This is a genomic window from Dyadobacter luticola (assembly GCF_005860805.1).
GTDB classification, from domain to species: domain Bacteria; phylum Bacteroidota; class Bacteroidia; order Cytophagales; family Spirosomataceae; genus Dyadobacter; species Dyadobacter luticola.
The window spans coordinates 593,749-614,461 of record NZ_VCEJ01000004.1 but is presented as its reverse complement, the minus strand read 5'-3'; the positions used below and the strand labels follow the sequence as shown (position 1 = coordinate 614,461).

General features: G+C 46.6%; 15 protein-coding genes. 6 read left to right on the top strand and 9 right to left on the bottom strand.

What is annotated here, in order from left to right:
• Positions 1-14: 14 nt before the first annotated feature.
• Positions 15-839 (bottom strand): outer membrane beta-barrel protein, encoded by an 825-nt coding sequence (locus FEN17_RS13330; RefSeq protein ID WP_229208814.1) that lies wholly within the window; start codon positions 837-839, stop codon positions 15-17.
• Positions 840-963: 124 nt separating this feature from the next.
• Between FEN17_RS13330 and FEN17_RS13325 the strand changes: the two genes are divergently transcribed.
• A complete protein-coding gene (locus FEN17_RS13325) occupies positions 964-2,043 on the top strand; it encodes a hypothetical protein (protein WP_138365842.1) in 1,080 nt (359 codons plus the stop codon).
• Between the two features lie 53 nt (positions 2,044-2,096).
• Here FEN17_RS13325 and FEN17_RS13320 read toward each other — a convergent pair whose 3' ends face one another.
• The 3 genes from FEN17_RS13320 to FEN17_RS13310 form a co-directional block, all read right to left on the bottom strand.
• Positions 2,097-2,789 (bottom strand): head GIN domain-containing protein, encoded by a 693-nt coding sequence (locus FEN17_RS13320; protein WP_138365841.1) that lies wholly within the window; start codon positions 2,787-2,789, stop codon positions 2,097-2,099.
• A gap of 65 nt (positions 2,790-2,854) precedes the next feature.
• A complete protein-coding gene (locus tag FEN17_RS13315) occupies positions 2,855-5,401 on the bottom strand; it encodes a PspC domain-containing protein (RefSeq protein ID WP_138365840.1) in 2,547 nt (848 codons plus the stop codon).
• 29 nt (positions 5,402-5,430) lie between these two features.
• Positions 5,431-5,805 carry a PadR family transcriptional regulator gene (locus FEN17_RS13310; protein ID WP_138365839.1) on the bottom strand — a complete coding sequence of 125 codons (375 nt, stop codon included), beginning with the start codon at positions 5,803-5,805 and terminating at the stop codon, positions 5,431-5,433.
• Positions 5,806-6,042: 237 nt separating this feature from the next.
• Here FEN17_RS13310 and FEN17_RS13305 point away from each other — a divergent pair, with 237 nt between their 5' ends.
• From FEN17_RS13305 to murA, 4 genes are read left to right on the top strand one after another with little or no spacing between them, the layout of a single operon-like run.
• Complete coding sequence (locus FEN17_RS13305; RefSeq protein WP_229208813.1) at positions 6,043-6,552, top strand: dihydrofolate reductase; 510 nt, start codon at positions 6,043-6,045, stop codon at positions 6,550-6,552.
• Between the two features lie 35 nt (positions 6,553-6,587).
• Positions 6,588-9,566, top strand: a complete 2,979-nt coding sequence (gene porU2, locus FEN17_RS13300) for a putative type IX secretion system sortase PorU2 (RefSeq protein ID WP_138365837.1) — start codon at positions 6,588-6,590, stop codon at positions 9,564-9,566.
• Between the two features lie 57 nt (positions 9,567-9,623).
• Positions 9,624-10,358, top strand: coding sequence for a DUF4290 domain-containing protein (locus FEN17_RS13295; RefSeq protein ID WP_138365836.1), 735 nt, complete (start codon positions 9,624-9,626; stop codon positions 10,356-10,358).
• Positions 10,359-10,400: 42 nt separating this feature from the next.
• Positions 10,401-11,708 (top strand): UDP-N-acetylglucosamine 1-carboxyvinyltransferase, encoded by a 1,308-nt coding sequence (gene murA, locus FEN17_RS13290; RefSeq protein WP_138365835.1) that lies wholly within the window; start codon positions 10,401-10,403, stop codon positions 11,706-11,708.
• 66 nt (positions 11,709-11,774) lie between these two features.
• On the opposite strand, the gene FEN17_RS13285 is transcribed toward murA, so the two are convergent.
• The gene (locus tag FEN17_RS13285; protein WP_138365834.1) at positions 11,775-12,632 is read right to left on the bottom strand and encodes a 3-keto-disaccharide hydrolase; all 858 of its coding nucleotides are present in this window, start codon (positions 12,630-12,632) and stop codon (positions 11,775-11,777) included.
• A gap of 96 nt (positions 12,633-12,728) precedes the next feature.
• On the opposite strand from FEN17_RS13285, the gene FEN17_RS13280 reads away from it, so the two are divergent.
• Positions 12,729-14,054, top strand: a complete 1,326-nt coding sequence (locus FEN17_RS13280; RefSeq protein ID WP_138365833.1) for a cryptochrome/photolyase family protein — start codon at positions 12,729-12,731, stop codon at positions 14,052-14,054.
• Here FEN17_RS13280 and FEN17_RS13275 read toward each other — a convergent pair whose 3' ends face one another.
• The 4 genes from FEN17_RS13275 to FEN17_RS13260 form a co-directional block, all read right to left on the bottom strand.
• Complete coding sequence (locus FEN17_RS13275) at positions 14,055-15,335, bottom strand: M16 family metallopeptidase (protein ID WP_138365832.1); 1,281 nt, start codon at positions 15,333-15,335, stop codon at positions 14,055-14,057.
• Between the two features lie 98 nt (positions 15,336-15,433).
• A complete protein-coding gene (porV, locus tag FEN17_RS13270; RefSeq protein WP_138365831.1) occupies positions 15,434-16,591 on the bottom strand; it encodes a type IX secretion system outer membrane channel protein PorV in 1,158 nt (385 codons plus the stop codon).
• A 105-nt stretch (positions 16,592-16,696) separates the two neighbouring features.
• Positions 16,697-20,068: a type IX secretion system sortase PorU gene (porU, locus tag FEN17_RS13265; protein ID WP_229208812.1), complete on the bottom strand. Its 3,372-nt coding sequence runs from the start codon at positions 20,066-20,068 to the stop codon at positions 16,697-16,699.
• The gene (locus FEN17_RS13260; RefSeq protein ID WP_229208811.1) at positions 20,046-20,657 is read right to left on the bottom strand and encodes a SprT family zinc-dependent metalloprotease; all 612 of its coding nucleotides are present in this window, start codon (positions 20,655-20,657) and stop codon (positions 20,046-20,048) included. The genes porU and FEN17_RS13260 overlap by 23 nt, the downstream gene beginning before the upstream one ends.
• Positions 20,658-20,713: the final 56 nt, after the last annotated feature.

The following is a 20,713-nucleotide window of genomic DNA, read 5'->3' as shown; positions in this document are numbered from 1 at the left end:
ATAATTTTGAGATCCTAAAATTTGGGACAGCGGGTTTTCTTTCTTTCCTGCGCCTGCATGCGGTTTCCGATCAGGTAAGTGGCTTTTACTTGCAGAAACAAGTAGCTATCCTTGCTTTTCGCGCTCCCGCGGCTCCATCCAGGCTGTCGCGGCTGCTCGCCGATTTCAGGTGCGCGGTCGGAAAGCTGACGTGCCAGGTCACTGGAAAGCTGATCGGGGCTTGGGTAAACGGTGCTGACGTCGTCGAGGTAATCGGAGTTGACAAAGTTATTACAGAGTTCGAGGCCAACACTTAACCTTTCTGTCGTTTTAAAAGAAACACCAATACCGGCCGTGAAAACCAGCGGAAGCCTTTTATACTTGACACCCTCCGTAGTGAGTGGCGCGAGACTGTACCACTGGCCATCGAGCTTTGCTTTGGGACTTAATAATGTAAATCCTGCACCGCCGAAAAGATAGGGATTGATGGGCGCCTGTTTGTTAAAAGAAAACAGATCAGCCTGTATGCCCAGGTGAATGTCGGGATTGAATGTTTTGAAAGAGAGGTTGTTCTGGAAGTTTTTGGAATATTTCTGATCGGCCGAAACCTGATAAAATCGGAGTTCTCCCCGGGCGCTGACATGCTCAGTTAGTCTGTAAAGTCCACCCAAAGAAATCGACGGGCCGAGACCCAGATGTTTCATATTCACCCCGTCGCTGAGATCGCCCATATAATAAGCCACGCCAAGCCCGGCCGTGACGCTCACAACCCCGAAAGGATCGACAAAGCGGTTGCCAAATTTGGATCTGCCCTGCGAAAAACCGGCTTGTGAAAAACCGATAATCAGCGCAATCAGCATAGTAAATTTCCTTATCATAACTCCCTTCCTCCCAATTACATTGAATGTCGCAAGTTGTAAAAGAAACTGATTTATCCCAAATTGTACTTGTCAACTCGAGTTGACTTTAACAACCTCACCTACTATGACCAAATTCAGACTTTTACCTGCACTTTTATTTTTATCATTAATAGTATGCTCATGCTCAAAAGAAGATCATGTATTGCCGGAGCCGACCTGCAAGTATCTTGGAAATAGTTACAAGATTATTTATCCTGGTGGCCGCGGAGAGGAATATACCTCTGATTTCGCATTGGATGAGAATGGCAGACTAAAAGATGCCAACACGTCGTATACTTCCACTTTTATAATTACTGAAAATTCAATCAGTTCTGAATATTCGAGGTCAACCAATCAGCAGGATTATCACTTCATTTATGATAGTAACGGTTTCTTGATGCAGCAAATCACAACCACCGGATTTATTGCCAAATCGAAAGGAAACATTGGTTATGGAAATGGTTTTTATAATGATGTGAGCGCGATCACGACTCTGACTACTGACTTTGTTTATGCTTCCGAAAAAGTCGTATCAACGTCATCGAAAAGTGTGACCGTATTTATTGGGGACAATCAGAGCCCGGTTGAAACAACTACTTCAAGTGCCCGGACCTATCAATATGATTCTGACGGCAAGGCCCAATCTTCCACGGAAAAATTCAGTAACGGCGATCTCAGCGTTACTATATACAAAAATGATATAAGGTCCTCGAATACCTACACTTCGTCAATCAATGGAGCCAAGCACATTGTTAATTATGATGAAACAGGCCTGCCAAGTGAGGACATTATAGGTAATGCTACTTACAAATTAGGTTATGATGCAAAAGGTAACCTGGCCTACGTGGAGCAGATTCGCGATAATGTGACAAAGTATCGCCAGGAATTTAAATATGACGACCATCCAAATCCTGAAACACTAATCCCTACTCAATTTAAAGGTATTCCCGAGCCGATAAGGACTGCTCAGTTATCAGACGGAAAAGGAGCTAATAATCTAACCGAAGAAAAGTTTACAAGTTTTGAAAATTATCCCAATTCGTCCCAGAATTATACGCATACTTACAATGCATCAGGATTCCCCGAAACAACAACACTCGGCAGAACTATTGATCAGGAAACCATTTCGAGGGTTACAACATACAAATACCAGGGCTGCCAATAACAAAGAAAGGCTGCCTACCCGGCAGCCTTTTGAACTTTATATCTTGTAGAAAATCAATCAGCCCGCTTCACCGAGCTGGCCCCCGAAGTACTCGAATGTATATCTTTCGCGCCGCCGGAATATCTTACGCTGCTGGCGCCGCTCGCTTCTGCGTTGACCGTGGCACTTGCCATTACGTGTGCGCTGCTGGCGCCTGAGGCGTCAATGTTGGCCACTTTGGCTGAGAAATCCTGTCCTTTGAAAGAAGATGCGCCGCTCACTTCGCCTGTCAGGACATCTCCTGATCCATCGAGTTTCAGCGAAGATGCGCCGGAAAGATCAAAGCTGATTTTCGGTGCATTGCTGGCGATCGTAACCTGAGAAGCGCCCGAAACGTCGATGCTCAGATTTTTTGTATTTGGGAAATTCGCAACATTGGCTTTGCTCGCACCTGAAAAGTCTATACCGTCCAGCGAAGGCATGGTAATGTTCACATTCACAGTTATGCGGTTTCTATTCCAGCCGTTGTTTTTGTAACCTAAATGAAATGTCGAGCCTTTCACCGACGATTCCAGATCTTCCAGGTCTTCCTTGCGGCCGGAAGTGGTAATGCTGTACCCGCTTCCTTGCTTTACTTCGATTTTGAATGCGCTTCCCATAGACAGTTTCGTAAAACCATTGGCTGAGAAGTTGCGGGTATCCTGAGCGCTAGCGCCCAGGGCGACCAGGACAAATGCGATAACAGGAAGGATAAGTAATTTTTTCATGATGCTGTTATAGTTATTTTTTCAAAGATGGTGGACCGGTTTGAAAAGTTGCATGTTCGGCGATCTTACTGCTGAACATTGATCTTGCTGGCCCCGCTTGCATGACGGTCCAGGTTCGGGATGTGGCCAAGATCTACCTTGGAAATCCCCGACGCGTCCACGTCCGCAGACTGGATATTCATTTCGGTTGCATCCAACTTGCAAGCGCCATGCACATCCAGGTTGGCCGATTTGGCCGAACCTTTCAATATTGTTTTGGACGCACCTGAGATACCCACGGTCAGCTGGTCTGTGTCTACATTGATTTCGGTTTTTGAAGCACCGGAAACGTCGACATTCAATTTCGGAAGCCCTGTGAAACCCGATACCACTGTTTTGTTGGCACCCGAAAGTGAGAGACTTTGAACTGTTGGCATGGTGATCACCAGTCCGATCCTTTTCCAGTCATTATTAAGAAGATTAAACTCTTCCGTCCGTTTCACACGTAGCACACCGCCTTCAACCATTACTTTAATGTCATCAATGGTTTCCTGCTCCTCCGCATCTACCGCCACATTAAACTCGCTTCCCTGGCGGACAATGATAGAATAAGCGCCGCCGATGTCGATTTTATTAAAATCAGAAACTGTGAACTGTTTGATATATTTTCCTCGGTCGCCCAGTTCCATGCCGCTGTCATCGTCATTCTCGAAGTCGTAGCCCGCATTATCGCTGTTTTCCTCATCAGGGTTTTTCAGGAATTTGGCCGGAATATTGGTACAAACCAGACCCGAATCCCTGCGGATTTCCCATTTAAGTGAATTCCACTGCACCTCGTCGTTATCAAGATGGTAGCGGTTCATGTTCGGGTAAGAACCGTCCCAGTGACTCAGCGTGTAGTAAAAGTCACGTGACATTACGAAAGGCTTATTATAAGGAATGCTCAGGGTCAGATCGATGCGCTGGTCACGGAAAGGGCCTTTTCCTTCAAAAACGGGCGCTTCGGTAAACAGGAATGTCGAGTCTTTTACCTTGATATCATATTTCAGCATCTCCGCATTTTTCTCTGCATCCTCACGGGTACGTCCTCTTGCGAACAATACTTTTTCGAGTTTCACACTGTCGGATTTATTGTAGCCCATGATCCGGAAGGATAAGTCTACATTTTGATCATCATGCGAGTAGTTGTAATCCAAAGTCAGGGTGCCGGCTGGCACTGCGTAATATGCATTTTGCACAACCTCACCACGTTTTGCAAAATTTCTTTGATAAGAAACCCCACCGATCGTTGTACCGATAATACCCACGATCCACAGTCCTAACATGGTGAGCCACACCGAGCTGCCAACAATTCTTTTATTGGAAACCAATGTTAACCCCAGCAAAAGGAATGTTACCATCGGAATTGCGGAAACCAGAATCCCGGAAAGAATAAGAATATCGGGTATTTCTCGGATGATCAGAAGCGGGATCGGTAGATCGTCGAATTGTGCAGAATTGGTCAAACCCAGTGCCACGCCTCCGCCTACAACCAGTGCCAATAATCCCATCACTGACATTGCGACCAGTATGACGCCAATCGTGACGCGGATAATCGGGCCAAGACCTTTTAATAAATTACCTATTGCGCCAATCACCAGCGCAATTGCGCGGAATGGAAACAGCAGGAGTTTGGTGATGCCATGTTCTTCTCCGCCTTTTTCGTCCAGGTTAAGGCTTTGTTTAATGTTGGATTCAATGTTGGAAAGCGTAATTGGCTCGCCCTGCATTTCCATTTTCTCGGTCAAAGTATGTGCCACCGGCGCAATCACCCACAGCACGATATAAATCACGACACCAGTTCCGAAAAGCAGGATGGAAAGTACCCACAGAAAGCGCACGACGCCCAGATCAACTCCAAAATAAGAAGCAACCCCTGCTGCTACACCTCCAACCACCTTGCGGTCCGGGTCACGGTAAAATTTCTTGATCTTAGTATCTTCTTCCAAAACCGAAGAACCGGGAAATGCCACCCACATTGCGATGTAAACCAGGACCATAAATCCGGAAACCGGCCCGAATTCATCTTCCATATTCAATCCCAGTATACCGGAGCTGGCAGGCAAACCCACTACTGCGAGCAAAAATGCAAGCCTCACCCAAATCGGGTCCACGGTAAAATAATGCGCCAAACCAGCGGCTACACCACCAAGCAGCTTTCTGCGCAGGTCGCGATACAGTTTTTTAGGAGCGCCGAATGTGGCCGATTCTGTTTTAGGAGCGGTATAAGAAGAAGCAGTTGACGCAGAACCCACTCTTTCTTTGGAACCATAACTTTCTGATGCAGCCGAAACTAGCGGATCAGCCAGGATATCCTCGGCCTGCTCGATCGCCTCGAAATCGGCCACGGTACCCATCGCTGCGATCAGCTCATCTACGTCGGCGAGAGAAATGACCTGCTTCGCCTCTGCTTTTTGTTTGTTGACAAACCTTTCGGCGATCCTGCCTTCGATGTCCGAAACGATTTCCTTACTGTCGGCAAACGAAGAAAAATACTTCTGGATCGAGGAAAGATAACCTTTTAGCTTCTCGTACCCATCTTCCTCAATGTGAAAGATGATACCACCTATATTAATGCTGATTGTCTTTTTCATGATTGGATTAATCGAATGTCTCTAAATGATCAGTTAGGGTCCGGAAGGTTCGCTGACGATGTTTTGCTCAGTTCTTCTGTGCGGTGAATGACCGTTTGCACAGACTCGGCAAGCTCAAACCAAGTAGCCTGCATTGCGTCCAGAAATATTTTCCCCTCATCCGTCAAAACATAATATTTCCTCGGAGGCCCCGACGAAGACTCCACCCATTTATAGTCCAACCAACCTGAATTTTTTAACCTGGTAAGAAGTGGGTACAACGTGCCTTCCACCACCATGATGTGCGCGGACGTCAATTCATCCAACATATCAGAGGCATACACTTCGCCCCTTGATATGATGTGCAGGATACAGAATTCCAGAATTCCCTTCCGCATCTGCACTTGGGCATTTTCAATATTCATGTGCTTTCATGTGTTAATTAAATGAATAAGTTCATGGCTAATAGATAGAATGCAATTTTCTAACAATACAAAGGTATACACAGGTACTTTGCGATGCAAGGTACCATGTTAAAAAGATTTGTCGCTTGGGAGGAGCGGCGAAATTTTAAGGATAGCCGGTAAAATAAGTCGATGACTAGTGGGACATTTTCTGGCGCGCATTTTTATCTTAAATTCAGAACTTTAACCAATGATATTTTGGCACCGAAAACACAACTATACATCATCGCTGCGATGAGCGAAAATCGGGTAATCGGCTCGGGAGACCACCTGCCCTGGCATTTGCCGGACGAGTGGAAGCATTTCAAAAAAGTGACTGCCGGGAAACCGTTTCTGATGGGACGAAAAAGTTTCGAAGCGCCCGACGCGCTGCATTCGACCTATAAGAATGTGGTGATTACTTCTTCGCCGCCGGCAAAGCAGGAACCTGATACTTTATACGCAAAAGATATTTCTGCTGCACTCGCGTTACTTTCTGATGAACCGGAAGTATTTGTATTAGGGGGCGCTTCTGTTTTCGGGCAGATGCTTTCTGTTGTTCAAAAACTTTTTTTAACCATCGTCCACGCACAGGTGGAAGGTGACGCTTTTTTCCCGGTGGTAGACCAAAACGATTGGGAGCTGGAAAGTTCGGAATATCACGGTATCGACGACGAACACGAATTTGCGTTTTCGATGAATGTTTATAACCGGAAAGTCCAGCGCTAGAAGCAATCCTGCACTTGTGTTTTTACTAAAAAACCATGTACAGGATCTTTGCACACACTTTTTTATTACTGATTACTTTTCCGGTTTCTGCGCAAAAATTATTCGGGAACGAATGGATCAATCCCGCGCAGACCTATCTTAAAATTCCGGTTGCGAAAACTGGTTTTTATAAAATCTCAGGATATGAACTGGCATCGGCAGCTTTACCTGTCGATGAAATCTTACCAGGAACATTACAAATGTTCCGCCGGGGAAAAGAAATTTCGATAACCGTAAATGCCGGATCTTCCAAAAAGCTGGGTGCCGGGGATCAGATTATTTTTTACGGAGAAAGGCATGACGGCAACGCGGATTCAACATTGTATGTCTCGCCCAAGGCAATGCCGCACAAGTATTACAGCCTCTTCTCCGATACGGCGGCTTACTTCCTGACTTGGCGCACCGATGGTGGTTTTGGAAAAAGAATAACCCAATCCGCTCCAAGTTTTCCGTCGAAGAATGTCAATTATCATTTCACAGAATCCTTCCAGCTTTTTAACTCACATTATCTCCCGGGTGCATTTTACCCCGCGGGCAGCAATTTCGAAATTGGTTCAGTTCTGAGTGATTATGATACAGGTGAATGCTGGTCGGGGCCAGAGCTTGGGGAAAATGAACATTTTACCATCACATTTAAAATGGAGAGTGCGCTGGCTGAACATTTTGGGGAAGCTGAAATTGAGCTAATGCTGACTGGCCATACAGTTGGTGAACATGCATTTGAGCTTTGGACTGGAAGTTCGCAAGATTTAAAAAGGAAACTTACCAACATTACAGTCAGTGATTATCAGTCTGTAAAAGTGCAGGCCAGGTTGAATGTTAAGGATTTTCCTGCCGATGGCAATCTGGCTTTTACATTGGTGCCAATAGAAAAAGGTGGCCATGTTTCTGTTTCTTACGGATTGCTAAAATATCCTCAGAAAACTACGTTTAAGGACTTTTCAGATCAAAAAACATTTTTATTTCCTGCTTCTGAAAATCAGTTTTGGCAATGTGAAAATCCTGATGGAATTGACTTTTATAACATTACCGATCCTCAAAATTCTGAGATATTAGGTAAAACAGATTCGGGAATTTCGCTGGGGGAAGCTGTCAAAGTTATAGGAGTAAAGGAATTTCTAAATGTTGCCAGAATGTATTTAGTCAAATTCAAAAATCTAAATCCTGCTGATTTTGACTACCTCATCATTTCACACGAATTCATGCATTTGCCAGTCTTTGGTATAGATCCTGTGACGGAATATGCAACTTACCGCGCTTCGCCAGCCGGTGGAAATTACAAGCCGCTGGTTATCAACAGTTCCGAGGTTTTTGATCAGTTCAACTACGGAGATCCAGGCCCTATGGGACTACGGAACATTATTTCATGGCTGCATCAGGCTGGCTCACTGCGGGTTGTGTTTCTGATAGGCAAATCTATTGATCCGCAAAAGGCGCGGAAAATGGCAAATGCGAGAAATGTGGATATGGTACCGAATGCTGGCTGGCCAGGCTCGGACGTGGCACTGGCGATGACACCAGGCGGAAAATCAGATTCAACTGACTCATATCCAATTATACCGGTCGGGCGGATTAATGCATCGACTTCGCTGAATGTTTACGATTATTTACAAAAAGTAAAGGCACTGGAAGCGCAGCCTGTGAATGCGTCCTGGCGGCGAAACATTCTGCATTTAAGTGGCGGCAGGTCGCGGGATGAGCTGACTGAATTTAAAGGATATGTGAAAGATTTTGAGCGGAAACTCGCAGGTTCACATCTCGCGGTAAATATTGAAACGATTTCGAAACAAACTGACGATCCCGTCGAAGAACTGCCGATTCAGGAACATTTAAATAAAGGCGCAGCATTGATGACGCTTTTCGGACATTCCGGGATTGACGTGACGGACATTGACATCGGCTACGCCAGCGATCCGAAACGGAAATACAACATGCATCCGCGATACCCGGCGGTGATCGTCAATGGCTGTGCTTCCGGCAGCATTTTTTATTCAGACAAAACCCTCAGCAGCAACTGGATTTTCACGCCCGAAAATGGCGCTGTACTGTTTCTGGCGCATACATTTAATGGTGTTTCCACGGCATTGAAAAAGTATACCGAAACTTTCTACGAAGTCCTCGCCGACAGCATATTCACGCACCAACCTTTCGGAAATATCCAGCAAGAAGCTATCAAAAGGATTTTCAGCCGAAACCCCGACATTAACGACCGCATCACCGCCCAGCAAATGAACCTCCACGGCGATCCGGCAATCCGCATTTTTCCCGGAAAGTTTTCCGATGCAAATGTTGATTCAACATTTGCAGGTGATCCCAGTTTTGAAGATCACATTCCACCGGTAATGATTGCTTCCCTTGATGGTCGGGAAATTGAAAATAATGAAACAGTTTCTGCCCAGCCGCACATTGACATTGATTTACTGGATCAAAACATTGCAAAATCTGATACAACCAGCATTATTATCTGGCTAAAAAAACAATGTTCCGGTTGTCTGGAAAAACGATTATCGCTCGCAAATGCAACCTGGAAATATCTATCAAAAGAGCACATTCAAGTAGCACTTAATTTTCCCGAAAAGCTGGATGCAGGCACTTATTTGCTGACTTTACAGGCCCGGGATTCTTTGAGAAACTTCGCCCCTGATTATCAGATCCATTTTCAGGTGACCGACGAGAAAGGTTTTATTTCTTTGAAAGTGTCCCCCAATCCCTCGGATTCGCATTTTCAGTTTAGCTTCGAAGCGGGAAGCCAGTCACAGGAATCGGCTGCGCAGTTTTACATATATAATAGTACAGGTGCAGAAATTCTGCGTAAAACGATGCGCATCCAACCTGGTACAAATGCCTGGTACTGGCATCCCGGAGAGCTTCCGGCAGGGCTTTATATTTATCAAATCGTACCCGATGAAAGTCACTTTTCCACATTTTCAGAAACTCCGGCGGCTTTGCAGGGAAGATTATTATGGGTTCGCTAGCAATTTTCTTTCGGTAAAAACTTCTTATTTTTGTCAACTACATAAAAAACAATTCCCTTGAAAGAATACGGAAGTAACGTACAAAAACTTGCCGAGCACATCGTAAGGATGGAGGACAAGACCAAACGCAACCTTTACGCACACATTCTGGTCGAGCTCATGCGGCAAATTCACCCGAACATGAGGGACAACCAGGATTATACCAACAAGTTGTGGGACGACCTGTACATTATCTCCGGATTTCAGCTCGATGTGGATAGTCCGTTTCCTCCACCATCGCCGGAAGCGCTTGGGAAAAAACCGCTTAAAGTAGGCTACAACCAGCAAAACCTAATGTACCGCCACTACGGCCGGAACATCGACCTGCTGCTGGAAAAGGCAGTACAAACAGAAAATTCGGAAGACAGGCTGGCTTTTGTATCGTACATTTTCCGCCTGATGCGCTCGTTTTTCAATACCTGGAATAAAGATAATCCGGAAGATAATGTGCTTCTCGGCCAGCTTGAACAGTTAAGTAAAGGCGCGCTGAAAGAAGAAATCGACTACATCCGCGAAAATGGCCCAGTGGACGCAGCTCCAAAAGACCGTAATAACAGTGGCGGCCAGGAACGCAACCGCGGCAACCACGCAGGCGGTGGATTCAAGGCACAATCCAACCATAATCCTGAGCGTCAAGGCGGTAATAACAATCAGGGAAATCCTAACCGCAACCGGCCAAACAACAAATTCTCCGGCCGGAATAACAACAACGGAAACAACCGTAACAACCGCAAGAAACAAGGGGGAATGTAGGCCCCAAGTTTTGATAGTCTTTTTATTTGCCCAAAACCATCTATGGCTTCATTTAAAATTACCGGAGACAGACGTCTTAAGGGCGAAATCGTACCGCAAGGCGCCAAGAATGAGGCGCTGCAGATCATTTGCGCCGTATTGCTTACCAAGGAACCTGTCACCATACATAATATTCCCAATATCCGCGACGTCAACCAGCTGATCAACCTTTTGGGTGATCTGGGTGTGCGTCGCACCCGTTTAAGCGAAACTTCCATCCGTTTTGAAGCGGACGATATCAATCTGGATTACCTGGAATCGGATTCTTTCAGACAAAAAGCGGCGGCTTTGCGCGGCTCGGTGATGTTGCTGGGACCGATGCTGGCGCGTTTTCGCAAGGGAAGAATTCCAAGACCGGGCGGCGATAAAATCGGCCGCAGGAGGCTGGATACGCACTTTTTAGGTTTTGAAAAACTGGGTGCTACATTCAGTTATGACGAGGAAGACGGCGGTTTTTACCGGGTCGATGCGGCGAATTTGAAAGGCACCTATATGTTGCTGGATGAAGCTTCGGTAACCGGGACTGCCAATGTGCTGATGGCGGCGGTAATGGCCGAAGGTACAACAACCATTTATAATGCTGCCTGCGAGCCTTATTTGCAGCAACTTTGTAAAATGCTGAACCGCATGGGTGCGAAAATTTCCGGTATCGCTTCTAATTTACTTGTGGTAGAAGGCGTAACCGAGCTGCGGGGGACAGAACATACCATGTTGCCGGATATGATCGAGATCGGCAGCTTTATTGGTCTGGCTGCAATGACGCAATCTGAAATTACCATTAAAGATTGCCAAATACCACAGCTGGGGATTATCCCTGATGTTTTCCAAAGATTGGGTATTAAAATGGAATTCCGCGGCGACGATATCTTTATCCCTGCCCAGGAACATTACCGCATCGAAAATTACCTAGACGGCTCGACACTCTCCGTAGCCGACGCTCCCTGGCCGGGATTTACGCCAGATTTGCTGAGCATTATCCTGGTAACTGCCACGCAGGCACAAGGTACCGTGCTGGTCCACCAGAAAATGTTCGAAAGCCGCTTATTCTTCGTAGATAAACTCATAGAAATGGGCGCGCAGATCATCCTCTGCGACCCGCACCGCGCCACAGTGATCGGTCACAACCGCGAAACACAGCTCCGCGGCATCAGAATGACATCCCCGGACATTCGCGCCGGAGTAGCATTGCTCATCGCAGCATTATCAGCAAGAGGCGTCAGCATTATCGATAACATTGAACAAATCGACCGGGGGTACCAGAATATTGATACGAGGCTGAATGCGATTGGGGCTGAGATTGTGAGATTGTAGGATAAAGCTATACATGAAAAAGGCCCGAAATGTTTAGATTTCGGGCCTTTTCAACTTTATAGCTATTTATTTCTTCTTCCCATAACTGCACTGCGCATTATCCGCCTTCACGAAATACGACTTATAGTTCGTTGCTTTCGGATCCATGCATCCTTTTAAATCGAGCAGTTCCACTTTGCGAAATTCTACGGGGTGGCTTTCACTTTGGAGGGAAATGGAGCCGTGATCGAGCAATTTTCCAGCGATCATCAGTGATGGATCATTGCCGCTTACATTCCCGCCGCCCAGTTGCGGTTTGTTGTATTCCAGCACCATCTCACCATTCGCAAAATGCTGAATAAGCGAGTCGCCGAGTACCAAAACCTCCGCTTTTACCCACTGGTCGCCATTATAGGTTTTTGACGTGGAGTTCACACAATGTTGGGTAATCAGTTTTCCATTCATCACCACATTCGTTCCAGGCGTGCACAGGTTACAGGTTGTACGTACTTTATCATTTCCACCCAGAAGCTGCACTTCAATCGAAGCCGGAAAATCCTGGTCTTTACCCATCGTCGAAGCCGGTTGCCCGTGCACCATGATACCGCTGTTACGCCAGGCCCAGCCTTCTCCTTTCGGCGCCTGCTCGCCTACAAACCGGTATTCCACCGAAATTCTGTAATACGAAAAATCGCCTTTGTAGAAAATGTGGCCGTATTTCTGTTTGAAATCGTCGTACTTGTCGTACCGCACCACCATTTTTCCATCTTCTACCCTGAATGTGTTATTATAGTTGTCATTCAGGTCATATCCTCTGATCTTAATGTCCCAGCCGTCCAGATTCTTCCCGTTAAAAAGCTGCTTCCATTCTTGCTTATCTGTGTTTTTTTGGCCCATCACTGTCATGCACACGAGGCTGAACAGGATAATTAATTGTAATTTCATGAACTTCGGCTGAGTTAAAATGTAAACTGTGGTCGGATTTTTGTGCACTGCATTAGCAAGGCAATGCGCCGGTAAATATACTAACACGCCCCGTTCATGAATTCAAAAATCAAAGAGAAAATCGTCCTATTCTGGTTCCGCAGAGACCTGAGGCTGGATGATAATGCCGGACTTTACTATGCGCTCAAATCGGGATATCCGGTGCTTCCGCTTTTTATTTTTGATAAAAACATTCTGGACGATCTCACGAATAAGAAGGACGATCGTATCACCTTCATTTACAAGCACATTGAAGACATTCGCAAAGAACTCCGGTCGCATGATGCAGATATTCTGGTAGAATACGGTTTTCCCGAAGACGTCTGGAAAAAGCTGAGTGACCAATATGACATTGCGGAGATATATACCAATACCGACTACGAACCGTACGCGACGGACCGGGACAAGAAGATTTTCAGGATCGTTAAAGAAAAAGGTACTGCATTTAAAGGCTGCAAGGATCAGGTGATTTTTGAAAAAAATGAAATTCTGAGTGGTCAGGGGACGCCGTATACTGTTTTTACACCTTACAGCCGCGCCTGGCGGGAGAAGAGCAATGAATTTTATCTTTCGTCTTACCCAACCAAAAAGTATATTAAAAACCTTTTGAAATGGACCGCCCCTGCAAGTCCAACGATCAAAGAAATGGGTTTTGAAGAGTCGGACTATGATTTTCCGTCCGATCACATTCAACCCGAAAAATTGAAACATTATGCCCAAGAGCGCGATTTTCCGGCAGAAAATGCGACGAGCCGACTAGGCGTGCATTTACGTTTCGGCACGATCAGTATCCGGGAGCTTGCGCGGGAAGCCAAAGATCATAGTGGTGTCTTTCTTAATGAACTGATCTGGCGGGACTTCTATCAGCAAATTTTATGGAATTTCCCGGAAGTGGGCAGGGGAAAAGCTTTCAGGAGCGCTTACGACAACATTAAGTGGCGCTACGATAAAGAAGATTTTAAAAAATGGTGCGACGGGCAGACTGGCTATCCGCTGGTGGACGCCGGTATGCGTCAGCTTAATGAGATCGGATTTATGCACAACCGCGTCAGAATGGTCACTGCCAGCTTTTTATCCAAACATTTGTTGATCGACTGGCGGCTGGGCGAAGCATATTTTGCGGAGAAATTGCTGGATTATGATCTGGCCGCCAATAATGGTGGCTGGCAGTGGGCGGCAGGCTCGGGTACCGACGCCGCTCCCTACTTCCGTATTTTCAACCCTACGGCCCAGGCTGAGCGGTTCGACCCAAAGCAGGAATACATTAAAAAATGGGTCCCGGAATTTGGCACTGACCAGTATCCGGAACCCATGGTAGATCACAAGATGGCGCGCGAGCGATGCCTGAAAGCATACAAGCTGGCGCTGAATGCGGATAAATAATTACTTGCCGCCCGCAATCACAGTGACCATACTTTCTGGCTGAAGATAGAGATTCGCCATCGCCATCACGTCCTGGCTGGTCACCGCGTGAATGTTGTTGATATAGTTTTTATAAAAATCGTCAGGAAGTCCGTCAAGTAACAAAACTTTTTGACGGTCTGCTACTTCAAAAGCGGTATTCAATGATCCCGCAAACTCGCCTGCCATGAAATTTTTCACGGTGGTAAGTTCTTCTTCGCCCACCATTTCGGTCTGCAACTTGAAAATTTCTTTCTTGATTTCGTCGATCGTCTGCTGCGTAAATTCCTTCTTCACGTCGGTCCCGATCATAAAATAGCCTTCGTGACGCAATGCGACCAGATGCGACGAAATGCCATAAGTAAGCCCTTTCTCCTCGCGGATGTTTTTCATCAGCCTCGAACCAAAGTATCCGCCCAGAATTTCATTGGTCACCAGTAACCGGAAATAATCCGGGTGATGACGGTTAAACAAAATCCGGCCCATACGAATCGAAGACTGCACACTTTCGGGACGTGCCACAACGGTTTCCTGATTCTGATAAATCGCGCCGGGCGTGAAATTCACTTGCGAACCTGCATCATTAAATGTGCTTTTTCCAAAAGTATCATTGACTACCTGCACATCGGCTTCAGAAACCATACCGGCGAGGACGACGGTAAATTTTCCGTTTTTAATAAACTTGTTATAATGATCGAGGATCGCATCGGGCGATAAATTGGCGATATTGGTTTCGTCCTGGCTCTGGCCGTAGGGGTGATCCAGGCCAAAAAGCTGCGCTCTGAACTCGGTCGTCGCCAGGTAAGCATTCTTTTCTTTGTTGACTTTGAGGTTTTGAACAGTAATGTTGCGGAGTTCCTGTAATTCCTTTTCAGGGAATGTTGCTTCCTGGATAAGCTGGCCCACAAGTGACAAAACTTCGGGCAAAAACCTGGAAAGACAATAAACGACAACACCTATACGATCCGAAGTGTGCGTCATTTCGGTAAATGCGCCCAGCTTGTCAAACGCCTCGCTGATTTCCTGCGACGCCATGCCACGAACACCTTCGGGCAGCATTTTGATAGCAAAGTACGATGCACCGATTTTCTCTTCGTACCAGTTGCCGGCTTCGAAAATACATTCCAGCCGGATCACCGGCTGCTCGCCAATGTTGATCACATGCAGGGCAAGGCCATTATCGAGTGTATAGGTTTTGGGATCTGGAAAATGAACGGAATGTATAACCTTAAAATCTGGTGCTAACGAGCGGTCTAACGACATGAGAAACGTAGGTATAAAAAAACGAATGACGTTGCAATAACGCCATTCGTTTCGTAAAAATTAAATTTCTTGTTTCAGTATTAAGTTTCTTGCGACAGTTAGTTTTCTGTGTCTGAGACGTCCAGTTTTTCCGCTTTGTTCAAACCGACTGAAAGCGTGATACGCAATGTCTGCGCCAGCGGGCTTCCTTGTTTTACTGGAAAGAGGTAAGCAAAATCAACTGAATATTTGTCCATAAACCGCGCGCCTGCACCAGCTGTGAAGAATTGGCGGTCGCCTTTGTTTTTGTTTTCTCCATAATATCCGGCTCTCAGAGCGAAGATATTGTTGTACCAGTATTCCGCACCTCCTGAGAGCGCAATTTCCTGCATTTCCTCTTTGAAACCATCCGGTGCATCCGAGAATGATCCGAAAACACCTTTCAAAAGTGGTTTTTGGTTAATTGTTGTCGTTCCGTCTGGTGTTGGTACCATCAGCTTGGCAGCGTCCAGGATAAAGTTAAACTTGTTTCTGCCATCTGCCGAGAAGGATATTCCACCACCTAGTTTCAAGGTTGTAGGGATAAAGTTCTCAGTATTGGTCCCTGAACCGTAATTGACTTTACCGCCCAGGTTAGAGAGTACTGCCCCCAGAGACCAGGTAAATTCACCTCCGGTATCTTCATTTCTGATCTGCTTGCGGTAGTAAGCGCTGATATCACCGGCAGCAGTCCGTGCCGGGGCTATTGAAGCGTTATTAATGACAGACGTACCCGCAAGGTTGGATGAAATGTATTTTAATGTCAAAGCCATCGAGAAATTCTTGGCCAGCTGACGGGAGTAAGTTCCGGCAAAAGAAACTTCCCGTGAGTTGAAATATCCCATTTGGGTACCAACCGCGTCACGCAAATCCAGCTCACCATTGTTGAAGTAATTGACAGAAAGCGCTACTGCCTGCTTATCGCCTAATTTTTTGTAGCCGGTCAGGTAACCCAGCCACATATCGTCCACCAAATTTCTAAGCCATGGCGTATAAGATGCCGAAATACCAATATCCCGGGTGTTATATGGAAGTTTGGCAGCATTCCAGTAAGTCGAATTGGCGTCAGGACTTAATGCCACACCGGCTTCTCCCATCGCTGCGCTGCGTGCGTCAGGGGCAAATGTCAAGAAAGAAAGTGGTGAAGCAGGAATTCGTCTCGTGAGTGTGGTTTGGGCCAAAAGCGTACCCGAAGTTAAAATGAATAGTGAGGATAATGCACCAAAAAATAGTCTCATAGAAATTGGATTTGCGATAGGAAGTGCTTTAAATCAGCTTCTTTAAAGGGTCAAAAATACGATGAAAGATAGTTAATACTAAAAATAATGATAAGTTTTATTCTCTCAGGGAGAGCGCACGATCTGTCCCGCTCTCTGGTCAGTTGAATTATCTTTTAACGACCTGATTATCATCCTGTATAAAAGCATTGTGTGTGACGGAATCCTGCGATCCAGGTTTACCGTTTCTCTGATCACGGGGTCACTGTTGTAATATTCCCAGCGAAAATTACCGAGCTCCTGCCCTTTTGATGTAAAAATGCTGAATCTGAGTTCAACATCCTCATTTTCCCGGCTGTGACCCAGCGCAAAGGAAAGTTCTTTATCAAACGGATTGGGATAAATGTTCCACTGATTGATGGAGACACGCCTTGCGGCTTCCACTTGAAAAGCGAACGCAATTTCCGAAAAGTTAGTATACGTATCCCACACTTTTACACTGGTTACATATTTACCGGCGGGCAAATTAGCAAGCGGGTAACGAACCACCCCGGAACGGTAATCATCGGTATTTGCTGTGAAATAATCATTCAGGCTGATAGTCAGCGTGTCATTCAATGTTAATGTAATCCCGTGGCCGATGCCCGCATTGGAAATATTGATCCCGTTTTCGTCGCTCACATGCACCCAAAGTACCGGCGAAGGCTCCACCACGTCACCGTTCCTGAAAGAATCATTATTCAGATAAGCCGAAATTTTAGGGGGAACGTTATCGGTCACCAGCTCCCCGCTCCCGCCGATCATCAGGTCGAGTTGCCCGGCTGCGGTGGATGTACTATCGGCGCTCACCGCAAAAACGCTGGCCCTTCCTAACCCCACCCTGTAATCAATATCCTTGGGCATCACAAATTCACAGGTAAACTTCCCTCCTTTCACTGTTACGCTGCCGTCAAATAACTTGCTGCGAAACTCCGAATAGTTTTCCGGGCTGCCTTCGTTGCCCAATGTTTGAAAAGTGATTTGTTTGTCAAAAATCGCCACCCGCGCAGTGCCATCGAAAATACTATCACGCTTACCATTAACGCGGTCGCAAATCTCTCCCCGAACCGTTACTTTTTGCAAAGCACGCAGGTTATCAGGCATTTGCTCCCAGCGAACACTTTTTTCACTCAGCCCGAATTTCATGGACGGATCGGCCAGTAATGTGAAATTCCGGTTCAAACTGCCTACGAGCGCTCCGTTTTTGGTATCCCTGAAAAAATCGCCCATGCGCTTCCCGGCGGCAGGTTTGACCAGCGACTCGTAAAATGCTTTGCTCAATGTAAAATTGGTACTGGAATAAACCGGCCGTGTGGTGCTAATCGCGCCGATCGCCGCGCCTTTCGGACTCAAAACCATGATTTCCGCTCCCGAAACATTTCCCGGATCGTCATATCTTCCAAAATCGCAGGTCGCGGTGAAGAGCAGCGTCAGGTTGTCAATCCCACGGGCAGACTGCATATCGGCCAATGTAAGTACCTGTTCCTCAGCCCAGCCGCTCACGCCGCCATGACCGGTGTAGTTCAGGATCAATGTTCCGTTATCAATGCTGTTCCTGATTTTATTGTTTACCGCAGGCGCTTTCTGGCCTTCGCTCGTCGTGGTTTGTACGGATTCGTCAATGAATATTCTGGATGACAAAAATTGAGGCTGGATCAGCTTCGCCAGCTGGTCGGCGTGGCTCTGGTGAATGTTGCCGTCGCCATCATCGGCCACGAACTTGACATTGTTACGCCAATGACCGATCGACCGCCCGGACTCATAGCGTATCAACTTATCTACCACAACCTCAGCCTCAAAAAGCGATTTTACCGGCAGCCTGCCCACACCAATATCCAAAGTATGGTCCCCGGCCGTCGATTCCTCCCAGCTACCTTCGCTGGCTTCCATAAAACCATAATAATCGTCGGAGGAATAAGTGTAAACCGGATTCAGCGACTCGCGGCTCTCATAAACCGGGATGAAATTACTTCGCTGCGCCGGTGTCTGATTTTTCAACTTATCCCGGTAATCATACGTAGCATCGCCGAAAAGCAGCAGGTATTTGAGATTGCCGGGCGTTTTTTGATAAAGCATTCTGACAAAATCGCGGATCGCCGTCGCGTCGGGTTTACCGGATGAAAATTCATTATAAACTTCGTCACTACCCACCACCAGCACATTCAGACCATCATTTGTTTCCCGGAATGCAGCTAGTCGCCGCGCCTCGGAGAGCCACGCTTTTGGAGAAACGATTAACAGGTCCGGTGCTTCTGAGGCTGCAATGTCCTGGTTATCGATCCTCGTCCACGAGACCGGCTCAAAAGCTTGTTCGGGTTTGAAACTGATGTATTTTCCCAATTTACTGGCGCCGCTGGCCGTGAAAGAAGCATTACTTCCTGCATTCTGAATAATGACGGCGGCAGGCTGCAAAGGGTTGCTCACATTCCAGATGTTCCAGCCATCTGCGGCACGCTTCATCTGGTATGTAGCAGTGTCTGATTTTTGAGGTAAAAAATAAAACAGCTGCTGCTTATCATAAAAGTTGAGCTCTCTTTTTACCTGTAAGGCAACATAATTCAGATAAGCCTGCGCCGAGGCTTGACCATTTTTATCATAAGTCACATTGATTTTGAAAGCAGAAGCAGCAGGGGCGGCAAATGCATAAACGGACTCGGCACGCAGAGCCCGCACATCGTAAATTCCGCCACTCACCGTCCCGATCTGGCTGGTACCGACCATATTATCGTTCACATTCCAGACAAACTTTGTCGTAACTTGCGCCGCTCCGATGGCTGACGTCCTGAGTTTTGCAGAAGAATTTAAGATCACACCCGGCAAATCCACGTTAATGTTCGCTGGCGAAGCTCCGAGGTATTCGCCATACCACTCTCGACCTGATTTTAAAAGGTTATAGGTTTCGAGCTCGTGATACCAGTAATCGTCAAACTGCGTCACTACCGGCGCATTCTTTGCAATTATGTTGGGTGCGCCCGCAATCCGCAAGCCTTGTCCCTGCCCGAATGTGAGAAAGTAAAAATTGGTATCCGCGTAGCAGTTGATCTGGTGTTGCAGCTCGGCTTTGGCAGAATCGTAGGTGATAATGTGCGGACTTTCGGCATAGAAGTAAATAGCATCACCATTATTCAGCTTACCATCTTCGCCGCCTTTAATCCAGATCGCATTTTCTTTGGGCTGACTTTGACGGGGAGCGGCATTTGCCTGCGGCAGCATGGCGCCACCATTCCCGAACAACCTTATCTGTCCCGGGTCAACTTTTCCAGGATCAATACCCATTTTTCGGAGGGCAGAAAAATCGATTTTGTGGATACCGGTCTGTGTTACTCCCAGCTTGTACCACTGACCGGAAGAAAAAACAGCATTCTGCGCGTGGAGCGAAAAAGCAACCAGCATTGCCAGAAAGGCCAAAACCGTCTGGCGCATCATTCTTTTTCCATCAACACGCTTCAACCAATGCATGGGCCGGTATGGTATAGAGGCGCTGTGAAATTTTGTCCGTGCACAGCACACGGGTCCTTCTTAAAATGCCACGGGTAAATGTCCGGTTTTGAAAAACAAAGCTGGAACCTTCATTCAGCTGTTTTAGCGCGATTCTTCCTTCCTGCAAAACAGCATCGTCGTATCTCCGGATTGCGTTGAAAAGCAGCAGGTCGCCGCCTGTGGAGGCACCGGGATTTTGAGCATAACGCATCAGTGGCATCAGAATGTCTTCGGGGAAGATACTTTCGGTCAGTACCGGCTGTAAAAGCGTACGAAATTCCTGTTTCCACTCCGCACCATGCGGCGCTACGCGCTTTCTCCTGCCTTTGTATTTGTAATGCACCACACAATGTGCTACTTCGTGCAGGTAGGTGATCAGGAAATTGTATGGGTTTAAATTAACATTGACCGTGATCCGGGGAATAAAGCCTGGTTTTACTGTAAAATCGCCCAGCCGGGTGCGGCGGGGGCGGGAAAGCAGGAAGTCAAATTTGTAGCTGCGGTAGAGTTCTTCACAATACTGGCTTGCCAGCTGGGGCACATGCAGCGCTATGGAAACACTTTTCATTCATTAAATAAAAAAAGAAAAGCCCTATTTTCATAGGGCTTTTCAAGATTTTCGAC

Bases quoted from the DNA above. Each gene is read 5' to 3' on its own strand.
- FEN17_RS13330 (WP_229208814.1), bottom strand. From the start codon at position 839: ATGCTGATTGCGCTGATTATCGGTTTTTCACAAGCCGGTTTTTCGCAG.
- FEN17_RS13325 (WP_138365842.1), top strand. From the start codon at position 964: ATGACCAAATTCAGACTTTTACCTGCACTTTTATTTTTATCATTAATA.
- FEN17_RS13320 (WP_138365841.1), bottom strand. From the start codon at position 2,789: ATGAAAAAATTACTTATCCTTCCTGTTATCGCATTTGTCCTGGTCGCC.
- FEN17_RS13315 (WP_138365840.1), bottom strand. From the start codon at position 5,401: ATGAAAAAGACAATCAGCATTAATATAGGTGGTATCATCTTTCACATT.
- FEN17_RS13310 (WP_138365839.1), bottom strand. From the start codon at position 5,805: ATGAATATTGAAAATGCCCAAGTGCAGATGCGGAAGGGAATTCTGGAA.
- porU2 (WP_138365837.1), top strand. From the start codon at position 6,588: ATGTACAGGATCTTTGCACACACTTTTTTATTACTGATTACTTTTCCG.
- murA (WP_138365835.1), top strand. From the start codon at position 10,401: ATGGCTTCATTTAAAATTACCGGAGACAGACGTCTTAAGGGCGAAATC.
- FEN17_RS13285 (WP_138365834.1), bottom strand. From the start codon at position 12,632: ATGAAATTACAATTAATTATCCTGTTCAGCCTCGTGTGCATGACAGTG.
- FEN17_RS13280 (WP_138365833.1), top strand. From the start codon at position 12,729: ATGAATTCAAAAATCAAAGAGAAAATCGTCCTATTCTGGTTCCGCAGA.
- FEN17_RS13275 (WP_138365832.1), bottom strand. From the start codon at position 15,335: ATGTCGTTAGACCGCTCGTTAGCACCAGATTTTAAGGTTATACATTCC.
- porV (WP_138365831.1), bottom strand. From the start codon at position 16,591: ATGAGACTATTTTTTGGTGCATTATCCTCACTATTCATTTTAACTTCG.
- porU (WP_229208812.1), bottom strand. From the start codon at position 20,068: ATGCATTGGTTGAAGCGTGTTGATGGAAAAAGAATGATGCGCCAGACG.
- FEN17_RS13260 (WP_229208811.1), bottom strand. From the start codon at position 20,657: ATGAAAAGTGTTTCCATAGCGCTGCATGTGCCCCAGCTGGCAAGCCAG.